The organism is Ureibacillus sp. FSL K6-0786 (genome assembly GCF_037965165.1).
Lineage (GTDB): Bacteria > Bacillota > Bacilli > Bacillales_A > Planococcaceae > Ureibacillus > Ureibacillus thermosphaericus.
In genome coordinates this window covers 2,789,385-2,813,422 of sequence record NZ_CP150191.1, presented here as the reverse complement: position 1 = coordinate 2,813,422, position 24,038 = coordinate 2,789,385, and the positions used below count along the sequence as shown (strand labels likewise).

22 protein-coding genes are annotated in these 24,038 nt (G+C 36.5%); 1 reads left to right on the top strand and 21 read right to left on the bottom strand.

Features of this window, described 5'->3' with window-relative positions; all coding sequences use genetic code 11:
* Nucleotides 1–7: 7 nt before the first annotated feature.
* From NSQ18_RS13870 to gpr, 20 genes are all read right to left on the bottom strand, one after another.
* Nucleotides 8–2,131, bottom strand: coding sequence for an HD family phosphohydrolase (locus NSQ18_RS13870; RefSeq protein WP_339288396.1), 2,124 nt, complete (start codon nt 2,129–2,131; stop codon nt 8–10).
* A gap of 113 nt (nt 2,132–2,244) precedes the next feature.
* The gene (locus NSQ18_RS13865; RefSeq protein ID WP_016838565.1) at nt 2,245–3,201 is read right to left on the bottom strand and encodes a PhoH family protein; all 957 of its coding nucleotides are present in this window, start codon (nt 3,199–3,201) and stop codon (nt 2,245–2,247) included.
* A 2-nt stretch (nt 3,202–3,203) separates the two neighbouring features.
* The gene (locus tag NSQ18_RS13860) at nt 3,204–4,331 is read right to left on the bottom strand and encodes a sporulation protein YqfD (protein ID WP_016838566.1); all 1,128 of its coding nucleotides are present in this window, start codon (nt 4,329–4,331) and stop codon (nt 3,204–3,206) included.
* Nucleotides 4,315–4,569, bottom strand: coding sequence for a hypothetical protein (locus NSQ18_RS13855; RefSeq protein ID WP_016838567.1), 255 nt, complete (start codon nt 4,567–4,569; stop codon nt 4,315–4,317). The genes NSQ18_RS13860 and NSQ18_RS13855 overlap by 17 nt, the downstream gene beginning before the upstream one ends.
* Before the next feature lie 57 nt (nt 4,570–4,626).
* On the bottom strand, nt 4,627–5,064 hold the full coding sequence (locus NSQ18_RS13850; RefSeq protein ID WP_339288392.1) for a hypothetical protein: 438 nt from the start codon (nt 5,062–5,064) through the stop codon (nt 4,627–4,629).
* 30 nt (nt 5,065–5,094) lie between these two features.
* A complete protein-coding gene (gene floA, locus NSQ18_RS13845; protein WP_026019090.1) occupies nt 5,095–6,084 on the bottom strand; it encodes a flotillin-like protein FloA in 990 nt (329 codons plus the stop codon).
* A 5-nt stretch (nt 6,085–6,089) separates the two neighbouring features.
* On the bottom strand, nt 6,090–7,415 hold the full coding sequence (locus tag NSQ18_RS13840; protein WP_339288390.1) for a nodulation protein NfeD: 1,326 nt from the start codon (nt 7,413–7,415) through the stop codon (nt 6,090–6,092).
* Between the two features lie 235 nt (nt 7,416–7,650).
* The gene (gene rpsU, locus NSQ18_RS13835) at nt 7,651–7,824 is read right to left on the bottom strand and encodes a 30S ribosomal protein S21 (protein WP_016838571.1); all 174 of its coding nucleotides are present in this window, start codon (nt 7,822–7,824) and stop codon (nt 7,651–7,653) included.
* Between the two features lie 102 nt (nt 7,825–7,926).
* Entirely contained in the window at nt 7,927–8,580 is a 654-nt protein-coding gene (gene deoC / locus NSQ18_RS13830) for a deoxyribose-phosphate aldolase (protein WP_096551221.1), read from the bottom strand.
* 146 nt (nt 8,581–8,726) lie between these two features.
* Nucleotides 8,727–10,058 carry a tRNA (N(6)-L-threonylcarbamoyladenosine(37)-C(2))-methylthiotransferase MtaB gene (gene mtaB / locus NSQ18_RS13825; RefSeq protein ID WP_016838573.1) on the bottom strand — a complete coding sequence of 444 codons (1,332 nt, stop codon included), beginning with the start codon at nt 10,056–10,058 and terminating at the stop codon, nt 8,727–8,729.
* A 15-nt stretch (nt 10,059–10,073) separates the two neighbouring features.
* Nucleotides 10,074–10,814, bottom strand: a complete 741-nt coding sequence (locus NSQ18_RS13820; RefSeq protein WP_016838574.1) for a 16S rRNA (uracil(1498)-N(3))-methyltransferase — start codon at nt 10,812–10,814, stop codon at nt 10,074–10,076.
* Between the two features lie 47 nt (nt 10,815–10,861).
* Entirely contained in the window at nt 10,862–11,797 is a 936-nt protein-coding gene (prmA, locus tag NSQ18_RS13815; protein ID WP_026019091.1) for a 50S ribosomal protein L11 methyltransferase, read from the bottom strand.
* 34 nt (nt 11,798–11,831) lie between these two features.
* Nucleotides 11,832–12,965 (bottom strand): molecular chaperone DnaJ, encoded by a 1,134-nt coding sequence (gene dnaJ / locus NSQ18_RS13810; RefSeq protein WP_016838576.1) that lies wholly within the window; start codon nt 12,963–12,965, stop codon nt 11,832–11,834.
* Between the two features lie 372 nt (nt 12,966–13,337).
* Nucleotides 13,338–15,161, bottom strand: a complete 1,824-nt coding sequence (gene dnaK, locus NSQ18_RS13805; RefSeq protein WP_016838577.1) for a molecular chaperone DnaK — start codon at nt 15,159–15,161, stop codon at nt 13,338–13,340.
* A gap of 48 nt (nt 15,162–15,209) precedes the next feature.
* Complete coding sequence (gene grpE, locus NSQ18_RS13800) at nt 15,210–15,848, bottom strand: nucleotide exchange factor GrpE (protein ID WP_016838578.1); 639 nt, start codon at nt 15,846–15,848, stop codon at nt 15,210–15,212.
* Nucleotides 15,849–15,860: 12 nt separating this feature from the next.
* Nucleotides 15,861–16,895: a heat-inducible transcriptional repressor HrcA gene (gene hrcA / locus NSQ18_RS13795; protein WP_168412331.1), complete on the bottom strand. Its 1,035-nt coding sequence runs from the start codon at nt 16,893–16,895 to the stop codon at nt 15,861–15,863.
* An 89-nt stretch (nt 16,896–16,984) separates the two neighbouring features.
* Nucleotides 16,985–18,127 (bottom strand): radical SAM family heme chaperone HemW, encoded by a 1,143-nt coding sequence (gene hemW, locus NSQ18_RS13790; protein WP_168412332.1) that lies wholly within the window; start codon nt 18,125–18,127, stop codon nt 16,985–16,987.
* Between the two features lie 121 nt (nt 18,128–18,248).
* Complete coding sequence (gene lepA, locus NSQ18_RS13785; protein WP_096551238.1) at nt 18,249–20,078, bottom strand: translation elongation factor 4; 1,830 nt, start codon at nt 20,076–20,078, stop codon at nt 18,249–18,251.
* 305 nt (nt 20,079–20,383) lie between these two features.
* Nucleotides 20,384–21,187 carry a stage II sporulation protein P gene (spoIIP, locus tag NSQ18_RS13780; protein ID WP_016838582.1) on the bottom strand — a complete coding sequence of 268 codons (804 nt, stop codon included), beginning with the start codon at nt 21,185–21,187 and terminating at the stop codon, nt 20,384–20,386.
* Nucleotides 21,188–21,235: 48 nt separating this feature from the next.
* Entirely contained in the window at nt 21,236–22,264 is a 1,029-nt protein-coding gene (gene gpr, locus NSQ18_RS13775) for a GPR endopeptidase (protein ID WP_339288384.1), read from the bottom strand.
* Between the two features lie 162 nt (nt 22,265–22,426).
* Here gpr and rpsT point away from each other — a divergent pair, with 162 nt between their 5' ends.
* On the top strand, nt 22,427–22,687 hold the full coding sequence (gene rpsT / locus NSQ18_RS13770) for a 30S ribosomal protein S20 (RefSeq protein ID WP_016838584.1): 261 nt from the start codon (nt 22,427–22,429) through the stop codon (nt 22,685–22,687).
* Nucleotides 22,688–22,760: 73 nt separating this feature from the next.
* Here the strand turns inward: rpsT and ltrA are convergent, their stop codons facing one another.
* Entirely contained in the window at nt 22,761–24,023 is a 1,263-nt protein-coding gene (gene ltrA / locus NSQ18_RS13765; protein ID WP_339289691.1) for a group II intron reverse transcriptase/maturase, read from the bottom strand.
* Nucleotides 24,024–24,038 lie beyond the last annotated feature (15 nt).

Genomic DNA, 24,038 nt, shown 5'->3' with positions numbered 1-24,038 from the left:
GTTCCTCCTAATTTTTATCCTCTTTTGGATACTCAATTCTAGAGTGGAATGTACCATTTAGTGTTTCACAAAGCACTTCTTCAATTATTTTTAACTCCTTAATGGAAATATCGCATTCATCAAATTGTTGTTCCTCTAATTTATTTTTAATAATTGATTGCACTAAATTGCGAATTTTGTCAGCATTAGGTTGCTTCATGGAGCGAGCGGCAGCTTCTACACTATCAGCGATGCTAATGACCGCAATTTCTTTCGTTTGAGGTTTTGGTCCAGGATAGTGGAAGATGGACTCATCTTTTACTACGCCTTGTTCTTTTGCTTTATGCAAAAAATATTTTAACGAACTTGTGCCATGATGTTGAAGTGCAATATCAATAATTTCTTGTGGCATTTTATGTTTTTGTAAGATTTCTGCTCCATCAGTTGTATGGGCTATAATAATTTCTGCACTTCTTTCCGGTGGCAGCGAGTCATGTGGATTGATACCTGACATTTGGTTTTCGACGAAAAATGCAGGACGTCTCGTCTTCCCAATATCATGATAATAACTTCCTACTCGAGCAAGCAATCCATCTGCTCCAATAGCTTCACAAGCGGCTTCCGCTAAATTTGCGACCATGATGCTATGATGATACGTTCCAGGTGTTTCGGTTAATATTTTTTTCAATAGCGGATGATTTGGATTCGATAATTCGATTAATTTCATTGTCGACAAAATTCCAAAGGCTGATTCAAAGAATGGCAACAATCCCATCGTTAAAGCGCCAGACAACAAACCTGAAACTACTGCTGCCACTCCGTAAAATAATAATTCTAACGGTTCATAATGGGATTGGGACATTAATAAATAGAATGCAATAAATAATATATTAATAATAACTACAATTCCACAACCCTTTAATATATCAGAACGATTTTCAATCGATTTCATAAAGTAAATGCATGCATAGCCACCAAGCAATATATACAATGCAATTTCCATTTGCAATACTGCCGAATACCCTTCTTGGAATATAACACCTGCCGATGCGGCCGTGAGTAATGTTACTAGACTTGCAACTTTGTGAGATGCTAATAAACTTACAAGCATAGTCGTTAAAGCAGAGGGAAATAAAAAGGCTATTTGGACTTCAAAATCATCTAATAAATTAATAAGTTCCATAAATCCGATTGAAAATAGATAAACAATTACCGTTGCAACAACTTGTTTTCTCTTTTTTTGCACATCAATATTAAGTTTGTCAAATAAGAAATAAAGAAAAGTCATTTGCAATATAACTAAAATTGCTAGTCCCAATACAGGTTTTATAGATGCCTTATTATTTGTCATCCCTAATAATTCCAGCTGTCGATATTTTTCTCTGTCGATCAATTCGCCTTCTTGTACGATAATTTGACCTTGTAAAATACGAGTTGGTTCAACTGCTTGCCGTGCTCGTTGTTTTAATTCTTCAGTTTTTTCTTCATCCAACGTTTCAGTTTCAACAACTGCTACCCTTCCTAAAATAACTAATGGTGGTATAAGGGAATTACTAATACTCTCATGTGCACGAATTTTTGATTCTAATTCATTGCGCACGGATGTGACATTTTCCTTGCGTATTGGGACCGATAGAGTATCTTTCACTAGTTGAATCAATGTGGTATGAGCTTTACTTAATTCCTTTTCGTCCACAGTGATAAAAGTCCATAAATGTTCATCTGTGAATCGCAGGGAAGTTTGACTTTCAGTGATTTCCTTTAATTTATCTTGAAGCAGTTGAATTTGCTCTTCTTTCAATAATATTCTAGTACCATTTCCGGAAATTTCTTTTCGGACGTCCAAAATAATTTCATGTATTGTTTCAATAAGCGCCACCCGATGATCGACAATTTCTTCATCAAAGACATATACGGATTCCACAGCATCTACTGCTGCTTGTCTCTCCTTCTCTGTTTTTTCAGTATCTTCTACGGTTTTCACAGCTCGTATTGTTTCTGGAGCTAATTGAAATGGTTGGACATCATATGTATCTCCTCGAACATTGCCAAACATGATAAAAAACTGTAATAGGCCAGTAATAAATAATATAGTAATCAGTAATACACGAAAACCGAACATGTCCAGTAATTTTATTAAGTGCTTATCCATAACGCACCCCCAATATTGTATATTAATAGTTTATCAATTTCTCGTTCGTTTTTCATTGGTAGAATTGGATTCTTTAGTAAATAAAAAATGTGTACGAACTGGCGTACACATTGTTATAGTTCTTGATCGAAATAGGCTTGAATAATTTTTGCCACAAGAGGATGCCTTACTACATCTCCTGCTTCCAAATAGGTAAAATGAATATCTTTCACATTTTTCAACACTCGTTCAGCAATCATCAATCCAGATTCTACATTTTTCGGTAAGTCAATTTGAGATTTATCTCCCGTAATAACCATTTTGGACCCAAATCCTAATCGAGTTAAAAACATTTTCATTTGCATATGGGTTGTATTTTGAGCTTCATCCAAAATAACAAAAGCATCATCTAACGTACGGCCACGCATATAAGCAAGTGGAGCAATTTCAATTGTTCCCCGCTCAATTAATCGTTGAGTATGTTCTGTTCCATAAATATCGTGTAAGGCATCGTATAATGGCCGTAAATATGGGTCAACTTTTTCTTTTAAATCACCAGGTAAAAATCCGAGCGACTCTCCTGCCTCTACAGCTGGACGTGTTAGAATGATTCGTTTAACATGTCCATTTTTTAATGCTTGTGTTGCCATGACTACTGCTAAATATGTTTTCCCCGTACCTGCAGGCCCGATGGCAAAAACTAAATCATGAGAACGAATAGCCTTTATATATTCACGTTGACCAATCGTTTTGGCACGGATAGGCTTGCCATTATGAGTTCTACCTATTTCAACGTCATATAACTCTGAAAAATATTCAAGTGTTCCTTTATTTAACATTTCAATGGCACTTGAAACGTCTCTTAAATCAATATTAATGCCTTTACGAATAACTTTTAATAATTCTTTTAGCAACAATGTTACTTGCTTCTTTTGTTCTACTTCACCTGTAATTTGAATGATTTCACCGCGAGTAATGATACGACAATTAAATGATTCTTCAATTAACTTTATATTAGCATCGCCCATTCCTAGAAGCATAATTGCTTCATTTGGGTTTTCAACATGTAACTCTGTTAATTCTTCAGCCATATCTAATCTCCTTGACTAATTGGATATTCTTTCGCAATATTTTCGTTTACCAAAAAAAGGACTTTCCCTTTAACTTTATCATCATCGAAGGTAACGTGCAAAATATTTTCTTTCTTGATAATCGTTTTTGGAGGTAGTGATTTTAAAATTTTTTCGTGCAATAGCGGCAAAATAAATGAGTCGATTTGATCTTCTGACAGTTCTTGTACAGTTGTAATATAATTTTGCGTCTTTTTGATTTCGATGTAATTTGAAATCCAATTTGGCAATTTGATTTTTTGAAACGATAACTCTTTCTCCTTTTCATCGCTATTTTTCAATCCAAATATCCACTTGCTGTCAGCGGCTGAAATGTATTTGACTTTCCTCGGTATCTCAAAACTCGTTTCTAGCCAGTAATCAGCATATACTTCTCCCTGCGCACCCACAGCCATATATTCATCTTCACCTACAGTAATGACTCCTGATACAAGAACATCTCCTTTATACACAGTCATATTTGGCATAACTCGACGCTCACCGCTTGTAATATTAAAATGAGTTATCACACCACTTTTCGAAGCAACTAAATGATATAGTCCGTCGCTTTTCTTTTCTTTATTTTCCGTTATTGGTGCTAGTTGGGGAACAATCGTCATACTGCTTCCCTTTTTGATAATATGCACCCAAGAAAGATCACGTATTTCTTCCATAATGGTTTGTCGTATTTCAAAATCGGATACAAGTTTTCGCTTTAACACAGGATTGTCTAGTTGTAATTTTTCATCTATTATCTTTTCAACTTTCGCCTTCAATTCTGGCGTACTTGCTTCCACTTCAACTTTCCAAATAAATTGTGAACAGATGATGGGGATGAAAATCAACAGTATTATTCCAATAATTGTCCAACCAGTTTTTTGAAAAATCCTTGATTGTTGCAGGTAACGTATTTTTACTTTCAAATTTAATTTTTTCCGCAATGAACGTACAATAGTCACATCTTTTCTAGAAATTTCAAATTTGACTTCATCCTCTAAAAACTCTATTTCTCGTAATTTCACTCGATTTTGTTGTAAGCGTCGAATCAATTCATGTACGTTTCCACTGCGAGAAACACGAATTTCTACAGGGCGGCTATCGTATAATTTCATTTTCATTCACCTGTCGCTTCATTTCAAAATTTTTTAACTGATCAACATGTACTAAAATTTCTTCTTCTTTTAGTACATTAATATGTACTTTGTCAGCCTCAATCATCACGAGAAAACCTTCATAATAAAACTTACAATGATGCTCCGATGCTTCTAAAAATTTATAGTTTCCTATCATTCGTAATTGGCGACAATTCATCATTTCAATTATAGGGTCAATCTGGAATAATTTTTTCAAAAAAAACTGCCCTCCCTTTCACCAAGTATATGCTTAGGAATGGGAGGACATGATTTTTTACCGTTTTTTCGATTTTGGTGGTCCTAAAATTTCTTGTGTAATGATAGCATTCCTTAACGCTTCTTTTGAAGATAAGAATGGAAATTTATGACCTTTCCGTGAATGAGATTTCGTTTCTTTCGTTACGACAGGAGTTTGATTTGAACGTTCTTTTAACTCGACATTATTGGGCACAGGTTGTACTTGTTGTTGTATTGGTGAAGGTTCTTGCTCCTTCTCATCTACCATTACGGATTCTCTCTGTTTTACTTCCTTTTCTTCCGTTAATTGTTTCATCACTTCATTTGCAAATTCATCTAATGTTTTGATTTCAATTATTGGTCTTTGACGATGTTCTTTTTGAATAGGAGGGGTAGATTGATCATGCCGTCTTTTTGACGAGCTAAAAAAAGAACTAACTAGAGCTATAATGATAAATAGAATTAAACTCTCCAACTATAACACTCCTTTCTGGAGGAGTATCTCTTAATCCTCTTGTTGATTCTTTGTCACATTTGCAATAGAATCACGCATTGCAGTGTCCGCTTGAATATTTTTGTAATTCATATAATCCATAATTCCTAAATTACCAGATCGTAAAGCTTCCGCCATTGCCATCGGAATTTGTGCTTCAGCTTCTACTACTTTTGCTTTCATTTCTTGGGTTTTAGCAACCATTTCTTGCTCTTTCGCTACTGCCATTGCACGTCGTTCTTCCGCCTTCGCTTGAGCGATATTTTTATCAGCCTGAGCTTGCTCAATTTGCAATTCTGCCCCAATATTTTTACCAACATCCACATCTGCAATATCGATGGATAAAATCTCAAAAGCTGTTCCGGCATCTAATCCTTTTTTCAACACAGTTTGAGAAATCAAATCTGGATTTTCTAAAACTTTTGAATGGGATTCACTCGAACCAATCGTTGAAACAATCCCTTCACCAACGCGGGCAATCACCGTATCTTCGCCCGCACCACCGACTAAACGGTCTAAATTTGCACGTACAGTAATTCTTGCCTTAGCCTTTACTTCAATCCCGTTAAGGGCAACACCAGCAATAAACGGTGTTTCAATAACTTTAGGATTTACTGACATTTGAACCGCTTCTAATACGTCTCGACCAGCTAAGTCGATTGCAGCGGCACGTTCAAAAGATAATTCGATATTTGCTCTTTGCGCAGCAATTAATGCATTTACAACGCGGTCAACGTTACCACCAGCTAAATAATGGGACTCTAATTGATTGATTGTCACATCTAAACCAGCTTTATGAGCTTTAATTAATGGATTTACAATACGACCAGGAATTACTCGACGTAATCTCATTCCAATCAAAGTTAAAATGCTTACTCGCACGCCAGCAGCTAAAGCGCTAATCCACAGACCTACTGGTACGAATGTAAAGAAAATTCCTAATACAATGATTGCAAAGACAATTCCAACAATGGAAGTGACGAATAAACCATCAATAAACATCATGCTTAATCTCCCTCTTTCTCTTTTATTTCTCTAACAACAATGCGTGACCCCTCTACTTCAATCACTTTAACTTTTTTGTTGGAATCGATGTAACTACCTTCTGAAACAACATCGATTCTTTCATCGTCTACTAATACCGTTCCAGAGGGACGCAATGGTGTAATCGTTATTCCTTCTTTCCCAATTAAATCAATGCGATTGACATTGGATACATAACCTTCTTCTGTGGAGGTTGCCTCCTTCAAGACGAGTTTGCTAAAGACATGTAGATTTTTTCCGAAAAACTTCACTAATACCACCATTCCTATTATGGCAATTGCCAATGCTATGATAATTGAATAAGCCATATGAACGATACTTTCACCAGCAAATAATAGACTGATGATCATTATAGCACCACCAACGAGGCCTAAAATTCCTCCAGGCACAAATAGCTCAGCAATTAGAAAAACAGAACCGATTATAAATAGTATAATCGTTTCAAGACCTGCAAAACCTGCTACTGTGTGGCCGAAGAAAAATAAAATTAATGAAATTATACCAATGATACCCGGTGCCCCAAAACCAGGAGAAAATAGTTCTAGCACTAAACCTAGAGAGGCGATTGTTAACAATAACGTTACCACAATCGGGTTCGTTAAAAATCTAGCCAGTTTTTCAGCAAATGTTTCATGAATGGAAAAAACTTCGCTATTCTCAAAACCTGTTTTCGCTAACAATTCATTTAAATTTTCAACCGTTCCATTAGAGTATTCTATTCGATAAGCTTCTTCAGCTGTTAATGTTAACAGTTTCCCTTTCGGACTATTCAATTCTGGCAAATCAAGGCTAGCATCCGCCATTGCTCGTGCATAATCTGGATTTCGATTAGTTGATTCTGCTGCAGCTTGCATATTTTTAATCCAAGCACTATTCGCTTTTTCACTTGCAGCATTTCCATTCATATCGATAATTTGCGCCGCTCCCATCGTCGCATTTGGTGTCATGTAGATTTCATCTGCATGAAGAGCGATATAAGCACCTGCTGAAAGAGCTTTTGAGTTAATGAATGCTATAATTTTCGCAGGCGTCTCATCCATTAATTTTCCTATATCGTAAGCGACGTCAACATAGCCACCTGGGGTATGTATTTCAAGTACGATAGCATCTGCTTTATTTTCAATCGCTTCTTTAAAGGAACGTTTTAAAAATTCATATAAACCTCTTTCGACTTCATTTTCTATAGGAATGTGATATACTTTTTCTTTCGCAAAAGTGTTATTCGGAAATAAGAAAAACAATGTAGCTGCTAGAAGTACAATCCATCGGAAAATGTGCGGCTGATTCATCTGTTCCCTCCTTCCTCAATATTGTTTACGTCTCAATTGAATGAAAAGTTTCAAATTTTTCATTTAATAATTAATTATATTGTACATGAAAATCAATTGTTGTTCCTCTGTTAAGTATGTAAATGATTGAAGTATTAATGCAAAAAACCCTAGTATTTGTTTAACAAATACTAGGGTATGATTTACTAAGCTAAAGTGTATCTTACGCGTGTTACGAACGAAGGGTATAATTAGATTACCACTTACGTTTACGTGCAGCTTCAGATTTTTTCTTACGTCTTACGCTTGGTTTTTCATAATATTCGCGTTTTCTAATCTCTTGAATTGTACCACTTTTAGATACAGTTCGTTTGAAGCGACGAAGAGCATCTTCAAGTGTTTCGTTTTTTCTTACGACAGTTTTTGTCATCTCTTTTCCCTCCCTCCGAACACACGTCAATACACAGAAAACATGCGTTAATTGTGTACTCGAAAATTATATCGTATTGTAAATATTGAGTCAATAGAAATCCTATAAAGTTTCTTCAATAATTCTGACTCCGCTGCTAGTACCAATACGATTTGCTCCAGCCTCCAACATTTTTTTCATATCAGAAAAACTTCTAATTCCACCTGAAGCTTTTACTCCAACTTGTTGGCCAACAGTTTTTCGCATTAATGCGACATCTTCTACAGTGGCTCCACTTTTTGAGAATCCTGTTGATGTTTTGACAAATGCGGCACCAGCATCAACTGCCAATTGACATGCTCTCACCTTTTCTTCATCGGTTAACAAACATGTTTCAATAATTACTTTCACAATTTTTCCACCCGCAGCATCAATAACGTGTTGAATATCTTCTTTCACTCGTTCATAATCACGCGTCTTAAGCAATCCGATATTAATGACCATATCAATTTCATCTGCACCTTGTTCAATTGCTTGTTTTGTTTCAATTATTTTTGTTTCCGTCGTTGTAGCTCCGAGAGGAAAACCAATGACTGTGCAAACTTTAACGCATGTGTCCTGCAATAAATTTTTACAGTACTTTACCCAATATGGATTCACACAAACAGATGCAAAGCCATATTTTCTTGCTTCTTGGCACAATTTTCCAATTTGTTCTTTCGTTGCATCTGGTGAGAGCAACGTATGGTCAATATATGAAGCATAATTTGTTATCATTGTAATTGCTCCTTTAATGTATTATTTATTCTTGTCCAATTGACCTTATGATAACATACGAAAATCATTCATATTAAGGTGAAAATTGTTCAATGAATAAAACAAATGCGCATTCCTGTATCTGTACAAGAATGCGCAATGAATTATTATTGAACTTGTTCTTCTAATACGCGAACAAATTGACCTTCATTATATGGATATCCCGCTTTTGTAATCTTCACTTTAACTAATTTTCCAATGAGATCTGGCGTTCCTTCAAAAACAACTCGCAAATAATTATCTGTATAACCGGCTAACATGTTTGGTCCAAATTCTTTCACATGTTCTTCAGGAATAACTTCCAATACTTCCCCTTCGAATCGAGAAGCGTATTCTTTCGCCAATTGATCATTTAATGTAATCAAACGATGTACTCGTTCATTTTTAACTTCTTCGTCAATTTGGTTTTCCATTCTTGCCGCTGGAGTTCCAGTTCTTTTTGAATATGGGAATACGTGTAACTCTGCAAATTTATGTTCAGCTACAAAGTTGTACGTTTCCATAAACTCTTCTTCCGTCTCACCTGGGAAACCAACGATGATGTCAGAAGTTATTGCCAAATTTGGCAATGCTTCTTTTAATTTATTTAATCTTTCCGCGAAGAAATCCATTGTATATTTTCGGCGCATACGCTTCAAAACTGTATCAGAACCAGATTGGAGCGGAATGTGTAAATGATTCACAACGATTTTCGACTTTCTCAATACGTCAATGACTTCATCTGTTATTTGAGAGGCTTCAATCGATGAAATTCGCAAACGTTTAATTCCTTTTACATTTGCTTCAATATCGCGTAACAATTGGGCTAAATTGTAATCTTTAAAATCTTGACCGTATCCACCTGTATGAATACCCGTTAACACGATTTCTAAATAACCTGCATCTACAAGCGCTTGTGCTTGTTTGATTACTGCTTGTGGATCACGTGAACGCATTAATCCGCGCGCCCAAGGAATAATACAGAAAGTGCAGAAGTTGTTGCAACCCTCTTGTATTTTTAACGAAGCACGAGTGCGATCAGTAAAATAAGGAACATCCAATTCTTCAAATACGCGATTTTTCATAATATTATGTACTGCATTAATGGGCTGTCTCTCTTTACGGTACTGTTCAATATAATCAAGCATTTTTACTCGATCTTGCGTACCTACCACAATGTCCACACCTGGAATTTCTAAAATTTCAGCAGGTGAAGTTTGTGCGTAACATCCTGTTACACATATCACAGCATCCGGATTTTGACGAATAGCTCTACGAATAACTTGGCGGGACTTTTTATCTCCTGTATTTGTAACAGTGCATGTATTTATGACATAAACGTCTGCTTGTTCTTCAAAATCAACACGTTCGTAACCATTCTCTTTAAATAATTGCCAAATGGCCTCAGTTTCGTAATGATTTACCTTACAGCCTAATGTGTGAAACGCCACCGTTTGCAAGGCAACACACCTCTTTCATTCAAATTCATATGATATGGCAGAAAGGACATATAATGGCGCCGTTTCTGCACGTAAAATTCTTGGACCTAAAGCAACACTGAGTGCACCTTGTTCTTTTAGAAGTTCAATTTCTTTCCTTGAAATTCCACCTTCTGGGCCAAAAATAAATAAAATGCACTTCGATTCACTATCATACACTTTTTTTAGCTGATCCGCAAATCTTGTGCGCTTACCCTTAGCCTCTTCTTCATCAGCAACAAATACTGCATCGTATGAAGGAAATGTTTCCAATAGTTGTTTGAATGAAAGAGGAGGGGAAATAATCGGCACAAATGTGCGATGGGATTGTTCTGCAGCTTCCTGAGCTATTTTGGATAGCCGTTGGATTTTCTTATCGCTCTTTTTTTCATCCCATTTGACGATGGATCGTTCTGCTACAAAAGGAATCAATGCATGCATGCCAAGCTCTGTCCCTTTTTGTGCTATAAATTCAAGTTTATCTCCTTTAGGTAAACCGCAAGCAATGTCTACTTGAATGGGCATTTCAGGAGAAGGAATCGTTTCACCCGTTTGCTCTACTAACACTTCTTGTCCAACAGAAAGAATTGTACAAAGATAAGCAATTTCCTTTTGCACGACAATAATTTTGTCTCCTTTTTGCATGCGCATTACTTTCGAAATATGCCGAGCACTTTCACCTGTAATTGTCAATTGCTTTTGTTCATTAAATGGTTCATCAACAAAATACCTTTGCATTATTTCCTCCTAAAAGTAAGGAGTTGCCCTAAAGACAACTCCTAAAATTATTTTTTCGCAATGATGGATACCCAATCCTCCAGCATTAATACTTCTTCAATAATAAAACCTGATTTTTCAAGAGCACTTTTCACAACTTCTTTTTTCGCACCGATGATTCCAGATGTAATAAAGAATCCACCCGGCTTGATAATCGAATATGCATCATCTGTAAATGTCATGATGACTTCAGCTAAAATGTTCGCTACGACAACATCCGCTTCCGTTTGTACCTTTTCTAATAGATTTCCTTGCTCCACTTCCACAATTTTCTCGACATGATTTAGCTGAACATTTTCTTGTGCTGACTTCACAGCTACAGGATCTAAATCGAGAGCATGCACTTTATTTGCACCTAGTAGAGCTGAAGCAATGGATAAAACCCCTGAACCGGTACCAACATCAATGACTACGTCGCCCGCTTTCACCGTTTTTTCAAGAGCCTGTAAACACATGACCGTCGTCGGGTGAGTTCCTGTACCAAAAGCCATGCCAGGATCTAACTCAATAATGATTTCATCTGAATTTTTTGGCTGATAATCTTCCCAAGTAGGTACAATCGTAAATCGCTCTGACACCTTAATTGGATGATAGTATTGTTTCCAAGCAGTCGCCCAGTCTTCTTCGTGAACTTCACAAGTTGTTAATATATTTTCACCGACATTAATATCAAAATTCTTTAAATTTGCGATTGCAAGTTTTATCTCCTCAATAGTTTCCGCTAAGAAGCTGGATGCAGGAAGATAGGCTTTAACGATCACCCCTTGTGCTGGATAATCATCGGGATTTAATTCATAAATTTCTCCATATTGATTTTCACGATTTTTACTAAGTTCTGAAGATTCTTCAATGACAACTCCGCTTGCTCCAGCCTCATGAAAAATATTCGATACCGCTTCCACCGCTTCAGTTGTTGTTAGTACTGATAATTCAGTCCATTTCACTTGCAATCACACTCCACTTTTCTATCATTATTCCTTATTTTGTTTCACCTTTAAAAGTTTTTTTCAATTTATCAAATAATGAACTTCCTTGTTCTTCAGGAATATCACCGCTAATTTCAGCAAATTCCCGCAATAGTTGTTTTTGACGTTCTGTTAATTTCGTCGGAGTAACAACTTTTACATTCACGTATTGGTGACCTCTTCCATATCCATGAATATTTTTTACACCTTTATCTTTAATTCGGAATTGAGCGCCCGATTGAGTACCTGCTGGAATTTTTAATTTCACTTTTCCATGAATTGTTGGAACTTCAATTTCATCCCCTAAAGCTGCTTGAGGGAACGTAATTTTTAATTCGTAGTAAATATCGTCTCCATCTCGTTCAAAATAAGGATGTTTTCCAACACGAAAGACAATATATAAATCCCCAGGTGGTCCACCATTAATGCCTGGTTCTCCTTGACCAGATACGCGTAATTGTTGACCGTCATCGATTCCTTCTGGGATAGTAATTTTAATTTTTTTCCTTCTTTGTACAGTTCCTTTTCCTGCACAAGTCGAACATTTTTCCACGATTATTTTACCAGTGCCCTGGCAATAGCTACAAGTACGACGGTTGACAATGCGGCCTAATGGAGTATCAATAGCTTGGCTCATTTCCCCAGTACCGTTACACTTATCGCATGTTTTTGGTGATGTACCAGGTTTTGCACCAGAACCGTTACACGTATCACATTGTTCTTCCCTCGGGATTTCGATTTCTGTTTGTTTACCAAATACTGCATCTTCAAAAGAAATGTTCATACGATATTGTAAATCGTCACCTTTTCGAGGGGCATTCGGATCTCTTCTACGTCTTGAACCACCAAAGAAAGTATCAAAAATATCTTCGAAACCGCCAAAGCCACCGAAGTCACTAAATCCTCCGCCGCCAAAACCGCCTTGTCCATTGACACCTGCATGACCAAATTGGTCATATTGTGCTCTTTTTTGATCATCACTTAAAACTTCATATGCTTCACTAATTTCTTTAAATTTTTCATCTGCACCAGGTTCTTTATTAAGATCGGGATGATATTTTTTCGATAATTTTCGATATGCCTTTTTTATTTCATCCTTCGTTGCGTTTTTGCTTACGCCAAGGACTTCATAATAGTCGCGTTTCATACCTCACACTCGCTCTCTTTTACATAAGGTCTATTTTATCATATATGCTAAAGATTGAAATGAAGTTTATTTAAACCATGCAAATAAAAGATGAGAAAATTTAACACAGTTTTCTATTTCTATGATGTATCTGCCACAAACGCTACATTAAAAATTGCATTATTTTAATGTAAGCGTGTGCGAAAGATACTTTACCTTATAATGCTATCATTCAGTCTATATCATGGAAAAAGTCAAAGACCAAAAACGGCTTTGACTTTCTTGCTTTCCAATTATTCAATCAACCAATATTGACAATACAAATCGAAAGGCGGTCAACGAAGGAGGGTTTATTTATTAGAACCGCCTTTCGCTTATATCATTGGCAATTTATTATTTATCGTCTTTTACTTCCTCAAAGTCTGCATCTACTACACCGTCATCTTTTTTGTCTTCTCCTTGAGCATTGTTTGCTTGTGCTTGTTGTGCAGCTTGTTGATATACTTTCATCACTAACGGTTGTAAAACACCTTCAAGTTTTTCTTTTGCAGACTTGATATCATCAATTGAACCTTCTTTTAATGCTTTCGTTAACTCTTCTTTTGCATCTGTCACAGATTTCTTTTCATCTTCTGTAATTTGATCGCCTAAATCTGTAATTGTTTTATCAACTTGGAACACTAATTGGTCTGCTTCATTTCGAAGGTCTGCTTCTTCTTTACGCTTTGCATCCGCTTCAGCGTTCTCTTCTGCTTCTTTAATCATGCGTTGAATTTCTTCTTCTGATAAACCAGAGTTCGATTGAATAACAATTTTTTGCTCTTTGCCAGTGCCAAGATCTTTTGCTTTAACAGACACAATACCGTTTTTGTCGATATCAAATGTTACTTCAATTTGTGGTACACCACGTGGAGCTGGTGGAATATCTGTTAATTGGAATCGACCTAATGTTTTGTTATCTGCTGCCATTGGACGTTCTCCTTGTAAAACGTGAATGTCCACAGCTGGTTGGTTATCTGCAGCAGTAGTGAAAATTTGTGATTTTGATGTTGGAATTGTTGTGTTGCGTTCAATTAATTTCGTAAATACTCCACCCATTGTTTCAATACCTAATGAAAGCGGAGTTACGTCCAACAATACGATATCTTTCACGTCACCAGAGATTACGCCACCTTGGATAGCAGCTCCCATTGCTACCACTTCGTCTGGGTTTACCCCTTTATGTGGTTCATGACCTGTTTCACGTTTAACTGCTTCTTGTACAGCAGGAATACGAGTAGATCCACCAACAAGGATTACTTTATCGATATCAGATGCAGAAAGTCCAGCATCAGAAAGTGCTTGACGCACAGGGCCCATTGTGCGTTCTACTAAGTCTTTTGTTAACTCTTCGAATTTCGCACGTGTCAATGACATTTCAAGGTGTAGAGGACCTTCTGGGCCAGCTGTGATGAACGGTAATGAAATTTGTGTAGAAGTAACGCCAGATAAATCTTTTTTCGCTTTTTCAGCAGCATCTTTTAAACGTTGCATTGCCATTTTGTCTTTAGATAAGTCAATGCCATGTTCCTTTTTAAATTCTTCAACTAAATAGTCAATAATTTTTTTGTCAAAATCGTCTCCACCAAGTTTATTATCACCTGCAGTAGCAAGCACTTCGAATACACCATCACCAAGTTCAAGAATGGATACGTCGAATGTACCTCCACCAAGGTCGAATACTAAGATTTTTTGGTCTTCATCTAATTTATCTAAACCATATGCAAGAGCTGCAGCAGTAGGTTCGTTAATGATACGCTCTACTTCAAGACCCGCAATTCGTCCAGCATCTTTTGTCGCCTGACGTTGTGCGTCGTTGAAATAAGCTGGTACTGTAATGACAGCTTTTGTTACTTTTTCTCCTAAATAGTCTTCGGCATAGCTTTTCAAATATTGTAAAATCATTGCAGAGATTTCTTGAGGAGTGTATTCTTTATCCTCAATCTTTACTTTATAATCAGTCCCCATGTGAGACTTAATAGAGAGAATTGTATTTGGGTTTGTTATTGCTTGGCGTTTTGCCACTTCCCCTACTTGACGCTCTCCATTTTTAAATGAAACAGCAGATGGAGTTGTACGATTTCCTTCTGGGTTAGGAATGATTTTTGGTTCTCCACCTTCTAATACAGCTACACAAGAGTTAGTTGTTCCTAAGTCGATACCAATAATTTTACTCATATTGAATTTTGCCTCCTATTTCACACACAAATTTCATTCAAATTTCAATTATTCATTTACTGAAACCATGGAAGGTCTTAATACGCGATCTTTCAATTTATAGCCTTTTTGTAATTCCTTCAAGACAATACCAGATTCTTTTTCTGAATCTGATTCTTGCATTACAGCCTGATGAACATTTGGATCAAATGGTTCACCGACAGCCGGAATCACTTCTAGCCCTTCTTTTTTCGTCGCATCTATGAGGGCATTATAAACCATTTCAATTCCTTTATATAGTGATTGAGCATCTTCAGAAGTAACTTTTACTTGAAGTGCCCTTTCGAAGTTATCAATAATCGGTAATAAATCTGTTAATAAGCTTTGAGCACGATATTTTTCTGCCGCTTGCAGGTCGAGCTGACTACGGCGACGCAAATTTTCAAAATCTGCTCTTAATCTTAAATAACGATTTTCTTCTTCTGCTAATTTTGCTTCTAACTCGGCTATTTTTGTTTTATATTCTTCTACTGATAGTTCTGCTTGTGAACTTTCATCAGCCGATGTATCTTCTTCTACATTCACGACTTCCTCGTCTATTAATTCTTCTGAATTCGAGAAAGTTGCTTCTTCTTTGAATGTTTGTTTTGTTTCACCGTTTTCAACTGCTTCTTCTAGTTGGTCTTTGTTTTCTGTTGTTTCGGACACTGATAATCCTCCTTACTGTCCATCATTCAATTTTTCCGAAAAAGTTCTTGATAATCCTCTTCTTACAATGTCAAGTAACGTCACGACCCGCTTATAGTCCATTCGCGTTGGCCCGATAATGGCAATGGCTCCGCTCTGCTCTTCACCAGCAGTATAGGAAGCGGTAATTACACTGCAGTTTTCGACTGCAATATGATTGTTTTCAGACCCGATTCGAATCGTAATGCCCTGTTTCACTGGCTGAAACAGTGAAATTACTTGGTTTTTCTTATCCATTAATTCCATCAACTGGCGGACTTTATTTAAATCATGAAATTCCGGCTGATTCAGCATATTTGTTTTTCCGCCAAAGTAAATTTTACTATCATTTTCCACAGATGCAACTTTTATTAACGAAAGAATGAGAGAATCAGCCATATGAACATGTTGTTTTAATACTTCATATGTTTCTTTTTCTAATTTACTTTGCAAATGAATTAACGGTACACCAATTAACCTTTCATTAAGAATGTTAACTGTTTTTTCAATATCTGAAGCATCAAAACCTTCAGGTAATGCTATAACTTGGTTTTCTACATGACCCATATCTGTTACGATAATCGCAACAGCTGTTTGTTTTGAAAGAGGTATAATTTGAAAGCGTTTAACCCGATGATCCGTTACATTTGGACCAAGTAGAATCGCTGTATAAGATGTTAATTCGGATAATATGCTTGCTGATTCACGTATGATTTGTTCAATTTCAACCTTTTGTTTTTCAAAAATGGATTGTATTAAATTTATTTCATGAACAGACATACGTTTCGGTTGCAGTAGGTGATCTACGTAATAACGATATCCTTTTTCTGAAGGAATACGTCCAGAAGAAACATGTGTCTTTTCTAAATACCCAAGCTCCTCTAAATCTGCCATTTCATTTCGAATTGTGGCAGGTGAGTAATTAATTCCTTTTTTCTTGGAAATTTGACGTGATCCAACAGGCTGAGCTGATATCACAAAATCATCAACGATTACTTGCAATATTTGTAATTGACGATCAGTTAACATTGAAACCACCTCTGTTAGCACTCATAAAAAGAGAGTGCTAATACTATAATTAAATTAACAAAACTATGAATTAGTGTCAATGAAATAACCTACTCGTACAATAAAAATTGTTGAAACACTTCATTTCCTAAAAAACGACCTTTTCTTGTTAGTTTTACTCGACCTTCCTCTTCCATCACTAACCCATCATCCATCAGTTTGCTTATAATCTCACCATATTTTTCATTTAACGAAAATCCTATTTTCTTTTCAAACTGTTGGTACGAAACTCCTTCATTTTTTCGTAATCCGAGAAACATTTCTTCTTCACATTTTTCGTTAATCGAAACTTGATGGCGATGAAGAATTGGCAGCTGTCCCATATGGATGGATTGTAAATATTTTTTGATAGGTCCATAATTGGAGTAGCGAATGCCATTCATATACCCATGGGCACCAGCACCGAAGCCTGCATATTCGTCGTTATCCCAATAAATTTTATTGTGAAGCGATTGAAAACCTTCCTTTGCAAAATTACTAATTTCGTATTGAGAAAGGCCGCTATCCTCCATACGCTCCATCAACAAATCATACATTTTCGCTTCCTGTTCTTCAGGTGGCAAATGCAACATTCCTTTTGAAAACTGAATGTAAAAAATAGTCTTTGGTTCCACAATTAATGAATATGCAGAATAATGGGGCAAGTTTAGTGCAAGAGCTTTTTCTAAAGTATCTTCCCACAGTTCAATTGACTGTCCAGGTAGCCCGTACATTAAATCAATGTTAATGTTCTGAAAACCAACAGCAATCGCATTGTCAATTGCTTTATAAACATCATCATTGGTATGTGTTCTCCCTAGTTTTTGAAGAAGTTGTTGATCAAATGATTGAACCCCTAAACTTAAACGGTTGACCCCACCATTTTTCAATGCTTTTAATTTTTCTATTGTTAATTCATCTGGATTAGCTTCAGCAGTGAATTCTATTACATCAATGTTTAAATGTTTTGCAATTAATTCTAGCAAACGGCTGATTTGATTAGGAGATAATGCTGTTGGTGTACCTCCACCTAAGTAGATTGTTTCTATATTTTCAAATTGCTCCGGCATATTATTTACAGCCATTGCAATCTCTTTCCCAACTGCTTCAATATATTCATCTACTGGCTGATTGTGAAAAAACACTTTATTAAAATCACAGTAATTGCATATTTGATGACAGAAAGGAATATGGATGTAAACTCCTCGGACCATTCTATCCCTTCTTTCTTTAACACTATTTATCTTACTATTGTACCGTTTCAATCATAAAATTCAATGTAACAAATAAAAAGCCATCCGACTACCGAATGGCTTTTCCAAATTTTTGTTTAACTCAGTTCTTTTCGTCATCCATTTTTAATACTGCCATGAACGCTTCTTGCGGAATCTCAACAGATCCTACTTGCTTCATGCGCTTCTTACCTTCTTTTTGTTTCTCAAGAAGTTTACGTTTTCTGGAAATGTCTCCTCCATAACATTTCGCTAACACATTTTTACGTATTGCTTTAATTGTAGAGCGGGCAATAATTTTTGTTCCAATAGCCGCCTGTACAGGTACTTCGAATTGTTGACGCGGAATAATATCTTTTAATTTTTCAACAATGACTTTTCCTCTTTCGTACGCAAAATCACGATGTACAATGAAGCTTAATGCGTCGACTTGATCACCATTGATTAAAATATCCATTTTCACAAGTTTCGAAGGTTTATAACCAATTAACTCATAATCGAATGAAGCATAACCTTTTGTATTCGATTTTAAGTGATCGAAGAAATCATAAACGATTTCTGAAAGTGGCATTTCATAAAAGATGCTCACTCGTGTTGAATCAATGTAATCCATGTTGATAAATGTGCCACGCTTTTTTTGGCATAATTCCATTACCGCACCAACATAATCGTTTGGCACCATAATGGTTGCTTTGACATATGGTTCTAACACTTGGTTTATTTTTTGTGGTGCTGGCATCATGGAAGGGTTATCCACCCTAACTTTTGAACCATCCGTTAATTCCACTTCATAAATAACAGATGGAGCTGTCGTAATAAGGTCAAGCTGGAACTCTCTTTCTAAGCGTTCTTGCACAATTTCCATATGCAATAAACCTAAGAAACCACAGCGGAACCCAAAACCTAATGCTTGAGATGTCTCAGGTTCAAATTGTAATGCAGAATCATTTAGTGCAAGTTTTTCTAATGCGTCTCGTAAATCGTTGTATTTTGCTGTATCGATTGGATAAAGGCCGCAAAATACCATTGGATTTAGCTTTCGATAACCTGGCAAAGGTTCTTTCGCCGGACGATCCGCATGGGTGATTGTATCCCCCACATTCGTGTCATGAATATTCTTAATTGAAGCAGTAATGTAACCTACATCACCAACCGTCAACTCTTCAACAGGAGTCACTCTCGGCGTATGTACACCTACTTCTACCACTTCATATTCCGCATTTGTTGCCATAAATCGAATTTTATCTCCAGGTTTTACTGTTCCGTTTACGATTCTTACAGAAACAATAACACCTTTATAAGCATCATATAATGAGTCGAAGATTAATGCTTGCAGAGGTGCATCTGGATCTCCTGATGGAGCAGGTACTTTTTCAACAATTTGCTCCAAAAGCTCATCAATACCGATGCCTGCTTTTGCACTCGCTAACACCGCATCTTCCGCATCGAGACCAATCACATCTTCAATTTCATTGCGAACTCTTTCTGGATCAGCTGCAGGTAAATCGATTTTATTTATTACCGGCAATATTTCTAAATCATTATCTAACGCTAAATAAACGTTTGCTAGTGTTTGCGCTTCAATTCCTTGCGCAGCATCTACAACTAAAATGGCTCCTTCACATGCAGCTAAACTTCTTGACACTTCATAAGTAAAATCGACGTGTCCTGGAGTGTCGATTAAATGGAAGATATAAATTTCCCCATCTTTTGCTTGATACTTTAACTGAACAGCGTTTAATTTAATTGTAATTCCACGTTCTCGTTCTATATCCATCGAATCTAGTAGCTGTTCTTTCATTTCTCGCTCTGTTAAAGCTTTCGTTTTTTCCAAAATGCGATCCGCTAATGTAGATTTTCCATGGTCAATATGAGCTATTATTGAAAAGTTTCTAATGCGTTCTTGTCGTTTTAAGCGTTCTTCACGATTCATATTTCCACTCCTAACAAATGCCTCCATGCGATTTGAATCTAACCAAAGTCATTTGGTTTTCGCAGGAGGCTTTTCACCTTTCACTATATACTGCTATTTTGTGTTGTTTTTCAACATGATTTTACAAAGTTACAATAAACTAAGTTGAATTATACTATGAAGTATGGCGTAAGCACAATAATAAACAAGATAAGCAAATAAAGGGAATCTTTATTCTTATTCTATAAAATAATCATAATTGCCTTGTGAAAATAAAAAATAGCGTTTAAAAGTCATTCTCTTAAACGCTACTTGCAAATATAAATTTATTGTTTTGCAATACTATTCGCCACCGCTTGCGCCATTACGGCAACAGTACGATAAACTTCATCTTCTGTATTATCAATGCCACCAATCTCCACTAATATCATTTCTTTTGCCAAATCTTGATTATATACCCCATCCACACCGCTGCCTTTTTTCTCAATAATACCTCTTGAAATATTTGGTATAATTTGATTCATTGAATCACTTAAGGCTTGAGCAAGCGTTTTATTAGATTTATAATTTGGATTTTCTGCACCAATAACAAAAGCTACTTTCGCATAGGAAACATTTTTATGAACAATCGTTGTTTTATTTCGAGAAGTAGAATCTCGATGAATATCCAAAATCAAATCATAATGATTTGATTTTAATTCTTCGGCAATATATGGCCTAGCTGTTTTATAAGCCTCATGAAAAGCTTTGCCATTCTGCTTCATGACATTCATTACATCTACATCAAGAGTTGTCGCAGAAATTCCATTTAACCGAAAATAATCTTCAAACAAACTTTGCATGGAAAATAAATTTGAATGATCATCGTATACAGCGACCATTCCCTTTTCATTCTCCACGAAAGGCTTATACGTTTCATGGGAATGGGTAAACACGAGCAACACTTTAAAAGGATCTTTTGGAGGCACAACATCAGATACTACTAAATCATTCGATGCATAGACTATCTTTTCTTCTGGTGTGGCAGGAACAAATTTCTCGTTGTTTGGAAAAGGTAATAGTCCTGTAATGATTGGTAACAAGAAAAAGAAAAGCAATAACAGTACAAATCCTTGAATTTTTTTAATCATAGCATCCTCTCCTTCCACTACGATATGGAAGAAAGAGAATTTTTAGAACTAGTTCAATCTATCTTCTACCCAATTAAATAAACCATTGCTAATCAATACCGAATACTTCGTCATCCAAATGTCGACTTCTTTCGGCGTAACAATAAGTCTTTGCGAACCAGATAACAATACTTCCTCAAATAGTTGCCTTCGTTCAGCCTTTGACCAAGTCGACCATTCTCCAAAAATCGGTCGAACAACATTTAAATCGACATCTGAATTTGAATCCGATGTCCAAGATGTGACAGAAAGTTTGCCAGAAGGCTTGTCTTTCTCTTGAATTTTTGTCGCAATGGAACGAAATACCTTATCTACCGCATCAGCAATAATAACCGTAGCATCAACGACCGTTGGAACACCGATTGCGGTTACAGGAATACCTAACACTTCTTTTGATATTTCTGCCCGCTGATTTCCGACACCTGACCCTGGATGAATTCCGGTATTAGTTATTTGGATTGTTTTACATAATCTAGCTGTTCCTCTCGTTGCTAAAGCATCGATGGCGATAACTAAATCGGGTTGAATTTTTTCTGCTAATGCAAGTACAAAATCACTCGTTTCAAACCCCGTCTGCCCAGTTACACCCGGAGCATATAAAATAAATTGTTCATTATGTTCTTCTAACTGTTTTGATTGCATTGCATCAATAGTAAACGGGCCTATCGCATCAGGTGTGATTGTCTTATTGCCGAGTCCAATTACTAATATTTTACTCTTCTTTGTTAACTTAATATTTTGATGAATTTCATCGATATATTTAACAAATGCTTTTTCCAACTGCTTCATACCATCGTGATCGTCAATATTCAATGTTGGAACAGTTAAGGTAAAATATTGCCCTTCTTTTTTTCCAATCTCTTTAGCTCCTTCTTGATTGACGGTCACCTTTGTCACTTTTACTCGATTTTCGTAAAATTCTTCAAATTTGACTCCTTCTGTATCATCTAGTTTCTCTTTTTGTTGTTTCGTTTGATGTTGAACAACCTCTTCTGTTTCATCAATTAAATCGGTTCTATTCCAGATAATTTCTTGCATTTTTATCACCTCTTCTCTATCATGTTCAATCTGTCAAGTAAATATTCTTTGCATTTATGTATTGCAAATATAGATTACCTTTTGTATAATGTTTTTTGTTGTATTGACAAATGATATTTTTGAAAAATTGTCATCTCGTATTTCAACTAGGAGGTGAAAAAAATGCCAAATATTAAATCAGCAATTAAACGTGTAAAAACTACGAAAAAAGCAAACGTTGCAAACGCTCAAGCTAAATCAGCAATGCGTACTGCTGTTAAAAAAGCTGAACAAGCAATCGCAAGCGGTGCTGAAAACGCTCAAGAATTAGTGATTCAAGCTACAAGAGCTCTTGATAAAGGAGTAAGCAAAGGAATCATTCATAAAAATGCTGCAAGCCGTAAAAAATCACGCCTTGCTAAAAAATTAGCTCAAGCTAACTAATCGAGTAGGAGGGAGCGATTAACTCCCGTCCTCTCACACCACCGTACGTACGGTTCCGTATACGGCGGTTCAATTAAGATAATTGACGCAAGTTTTCATAACGAGCTTCAAGACTTTCCAACCCTTGGTTTCTCCAATAGGAGTTACCAAGGGTTCTGTGTAATATTGGACTATTTGAAATACGCCAATAACTCTTCCGAGTATTTCCCCATTCATACGCTTGCCATTGTGGTACGCCAAGTTGAATAAGGTTGCGTATCTTTGTTTTCGGTTTCTTCCAGTTCTTCCATAGACACATTCGAAGTCTTCTACGAATCCATTTATCTAATTCAAGGAATATAGATTTGGTGTCTGCTAACGCAAAATATCCACACCATCCCATTAGATATTGATTCAGTTTCTGAATGCGGTATTCCATCGGGTAGGGCATCTTGCGTGATGTGATTTCACGAACTTTATTCTTCATTCGTTTAAGGCTTTCTTTTGCGATACGAACCTTTGGCTCTTTATGATAGGTATAGCTAAATCCTAGAAACTTACGTTTCCATGGACGGTCGACCGCTGATTTCTTTTCATTTACTTTCAGTCGTAGTTTTCCTTCAATGAATCGTTGAATGCTTGCCATTGTGCGAAGTCCTGCTCGTTTACTTTTCACGTAAATGTTACAGTCATCCGCATATCGAACGAATTTGTGTCCTCTTCTTTCCAATTCTTTATCTAGTTCATCTAGTACAATGTTAGATAGTAGCGGACTTAATGGTCCTCCTTGTGGAGTTCCTTCTAATGTGCTTGACACCACACCATTAATCATGACTCCCGATTGTAAATACTTACGAATCAATTTCAGTAATGGTTTATCTTGGATTCTCTTCGCGAGTGTACCCATTAATCTGTCATGGTTGACCTTATCAAAGAATTTCTCCAAGTCCATATCTACAACCCATCGATGTCCATCTCTTATATATTCTTTCGCTTTCCTCACCGCATCATGGGCACTTCGGTTTGGTCTAAATCCGTAGCTGTTTTCAGAGAATGTAGGGTCATACACTTTTGAAAGTACTTGGGCGATTGCTTGTTGAATCAAACGGTCTGTTACGGTAGGGATTCCTAGTAAACGAACACCGCCGTCAGGTTTCGGGATTTCGACTCTGCGGACTGGCATTGGTTCATAAGTTCCCTTGAGAATTGCCTCCTTAATAGATAGCCAGTTTTCGACTATGTGCTGTCGTAGGTTTTGTACGGGCATCATATCTACTCCGTGGCTTCCTTTATTCTGTTCTACACGTTTTAGTGCTTGAAGCATGTTCTCCCGTGACAGGATTTGATTCAAAAGCATCGTTATTCTCCTTCC

What these genes read in the sequence shown, in the direction of transcription:
- dnaJ (WP_016838576.1), bottom strand. Translation starts at nt 12,965, where the DNA reads ATGAAACGCGACTATTATGAAGTCCTTGGCGTAAGCAAAAACGCAACG.
- lepA (WP_096551238.1), bottom strand. Translation starts at nt 20,078, where the DNA reads ATGAATCGTGAAGAACGCTTAAAACGACAAGAACGCATTAGAAACTTT.
- hemW (WP_168412332.1), bottom strand. Translation starts at nt 18,127, where the DNA reads ATGGTCCGAGGAGTTTACATCCATATTCCTTTCTGTCATCAAATATGC.
- dnaK (WP_016838577.1), bottom strand. Translation starts at nt 15,161, where the DNA reads ATGAGTAAAATTATTGGTATCGACTTAGGAACAACTAACTCTTGTGTA.
- NSQ18_RS13870 (WP_339288396.1), bottom strand. Translation starts at nt 2,131, where the DNA reads ATGGATAAGCACTTAATAAAATTACTGGACATGTTCGGTTTTCGTGTA.
- floA (WP_026019090.1), bottom strand. Translation starts at nt 6,084, where the DNA reads ATGTTTATTGATGGTTTATTCGTCACTTCCATTGTTGGAATTGTCTTT.
- hrcA (WP_168412331.1), bottom strand. Translation starts at nt 16,895, where the DNA reads ATGTTAACTGATCGTCAATTACAAATATTGCAAGTAATCGTTGATGAT.
- rpsU (WP_016838571.1), bottom strand. Translation starts at nt 7,824, where the DNA reads ATGACAAAAACTGTCGTAAGAAAAAACGAAACACTTGAAGATGCTCTT.
- rpsT (WP_016838584.1), top strand. Translation starts at nt 22,427, where the DNA reads ATGCCAAATATTAAATCAGCAATTAAACGTGTAAAAACTACGAAAAAA.
- NSQ18_RS13820 (WP_016838574.1), bottom strand. Translation starts at nt 10,814, where the DNA reads ATGCAAAGGTATTTTGTTGATGAACCATTTAATGAACAAAAGCAATTG.
- ltrA (WP_339289691.1), bottom strand. Translation starts at nt 24,023, where the DNA reads ATGCTTTTGAATCAAATCCTGTCACGGGAGAACATGCTTCAAGCACTA.
- spoIIP (WP_016838582.1), bottom strand. Translation starts at nt 21,187, where the DNA reads ATGATTAAAAAAATTCAAGGATTTGTACTGTTATTGCTTTTCTTTTTC.
- deoC (WP_096551221.1), bottom strand. Translation starts at nt 8,580, where the DNA reads ATGATAACAAATTATGCTTCATATATTGACCATACGTTGCTCTCACCA.
- gpr (WP_339288384.1), bottom strand. Translation starts at nt 22,264, where the DNA reads ATGCAAGAAATTATCTGGAATAGAACCGATTTAATTGATGAAACAGAA.
- NSQ18_RS13840 (WP_339288390.1), bottom strand. Translation starts at nt 7,415, where the DNA reads ATGAATCAGCCGCACATTTTCCGATGGATTGTACTTCTAGCAGCTACA.
- NSQ18_RS13860 (WP_016838566.1), bottom strand. Translation starts at nt 4,331, where the DNA reads ATGAAATTATACGATAGCCGCCCTGTAGAAATTCGTGTTTCTCGCAGT.
- NSQ18_RS13865 (WP_016838565.1), bottom strand. Translation starts at nt 3,201, where the DNA reads ATGGCTGAAGAATTAACAGAGTTACATGTTGAAAACCCAAATGAAGCA.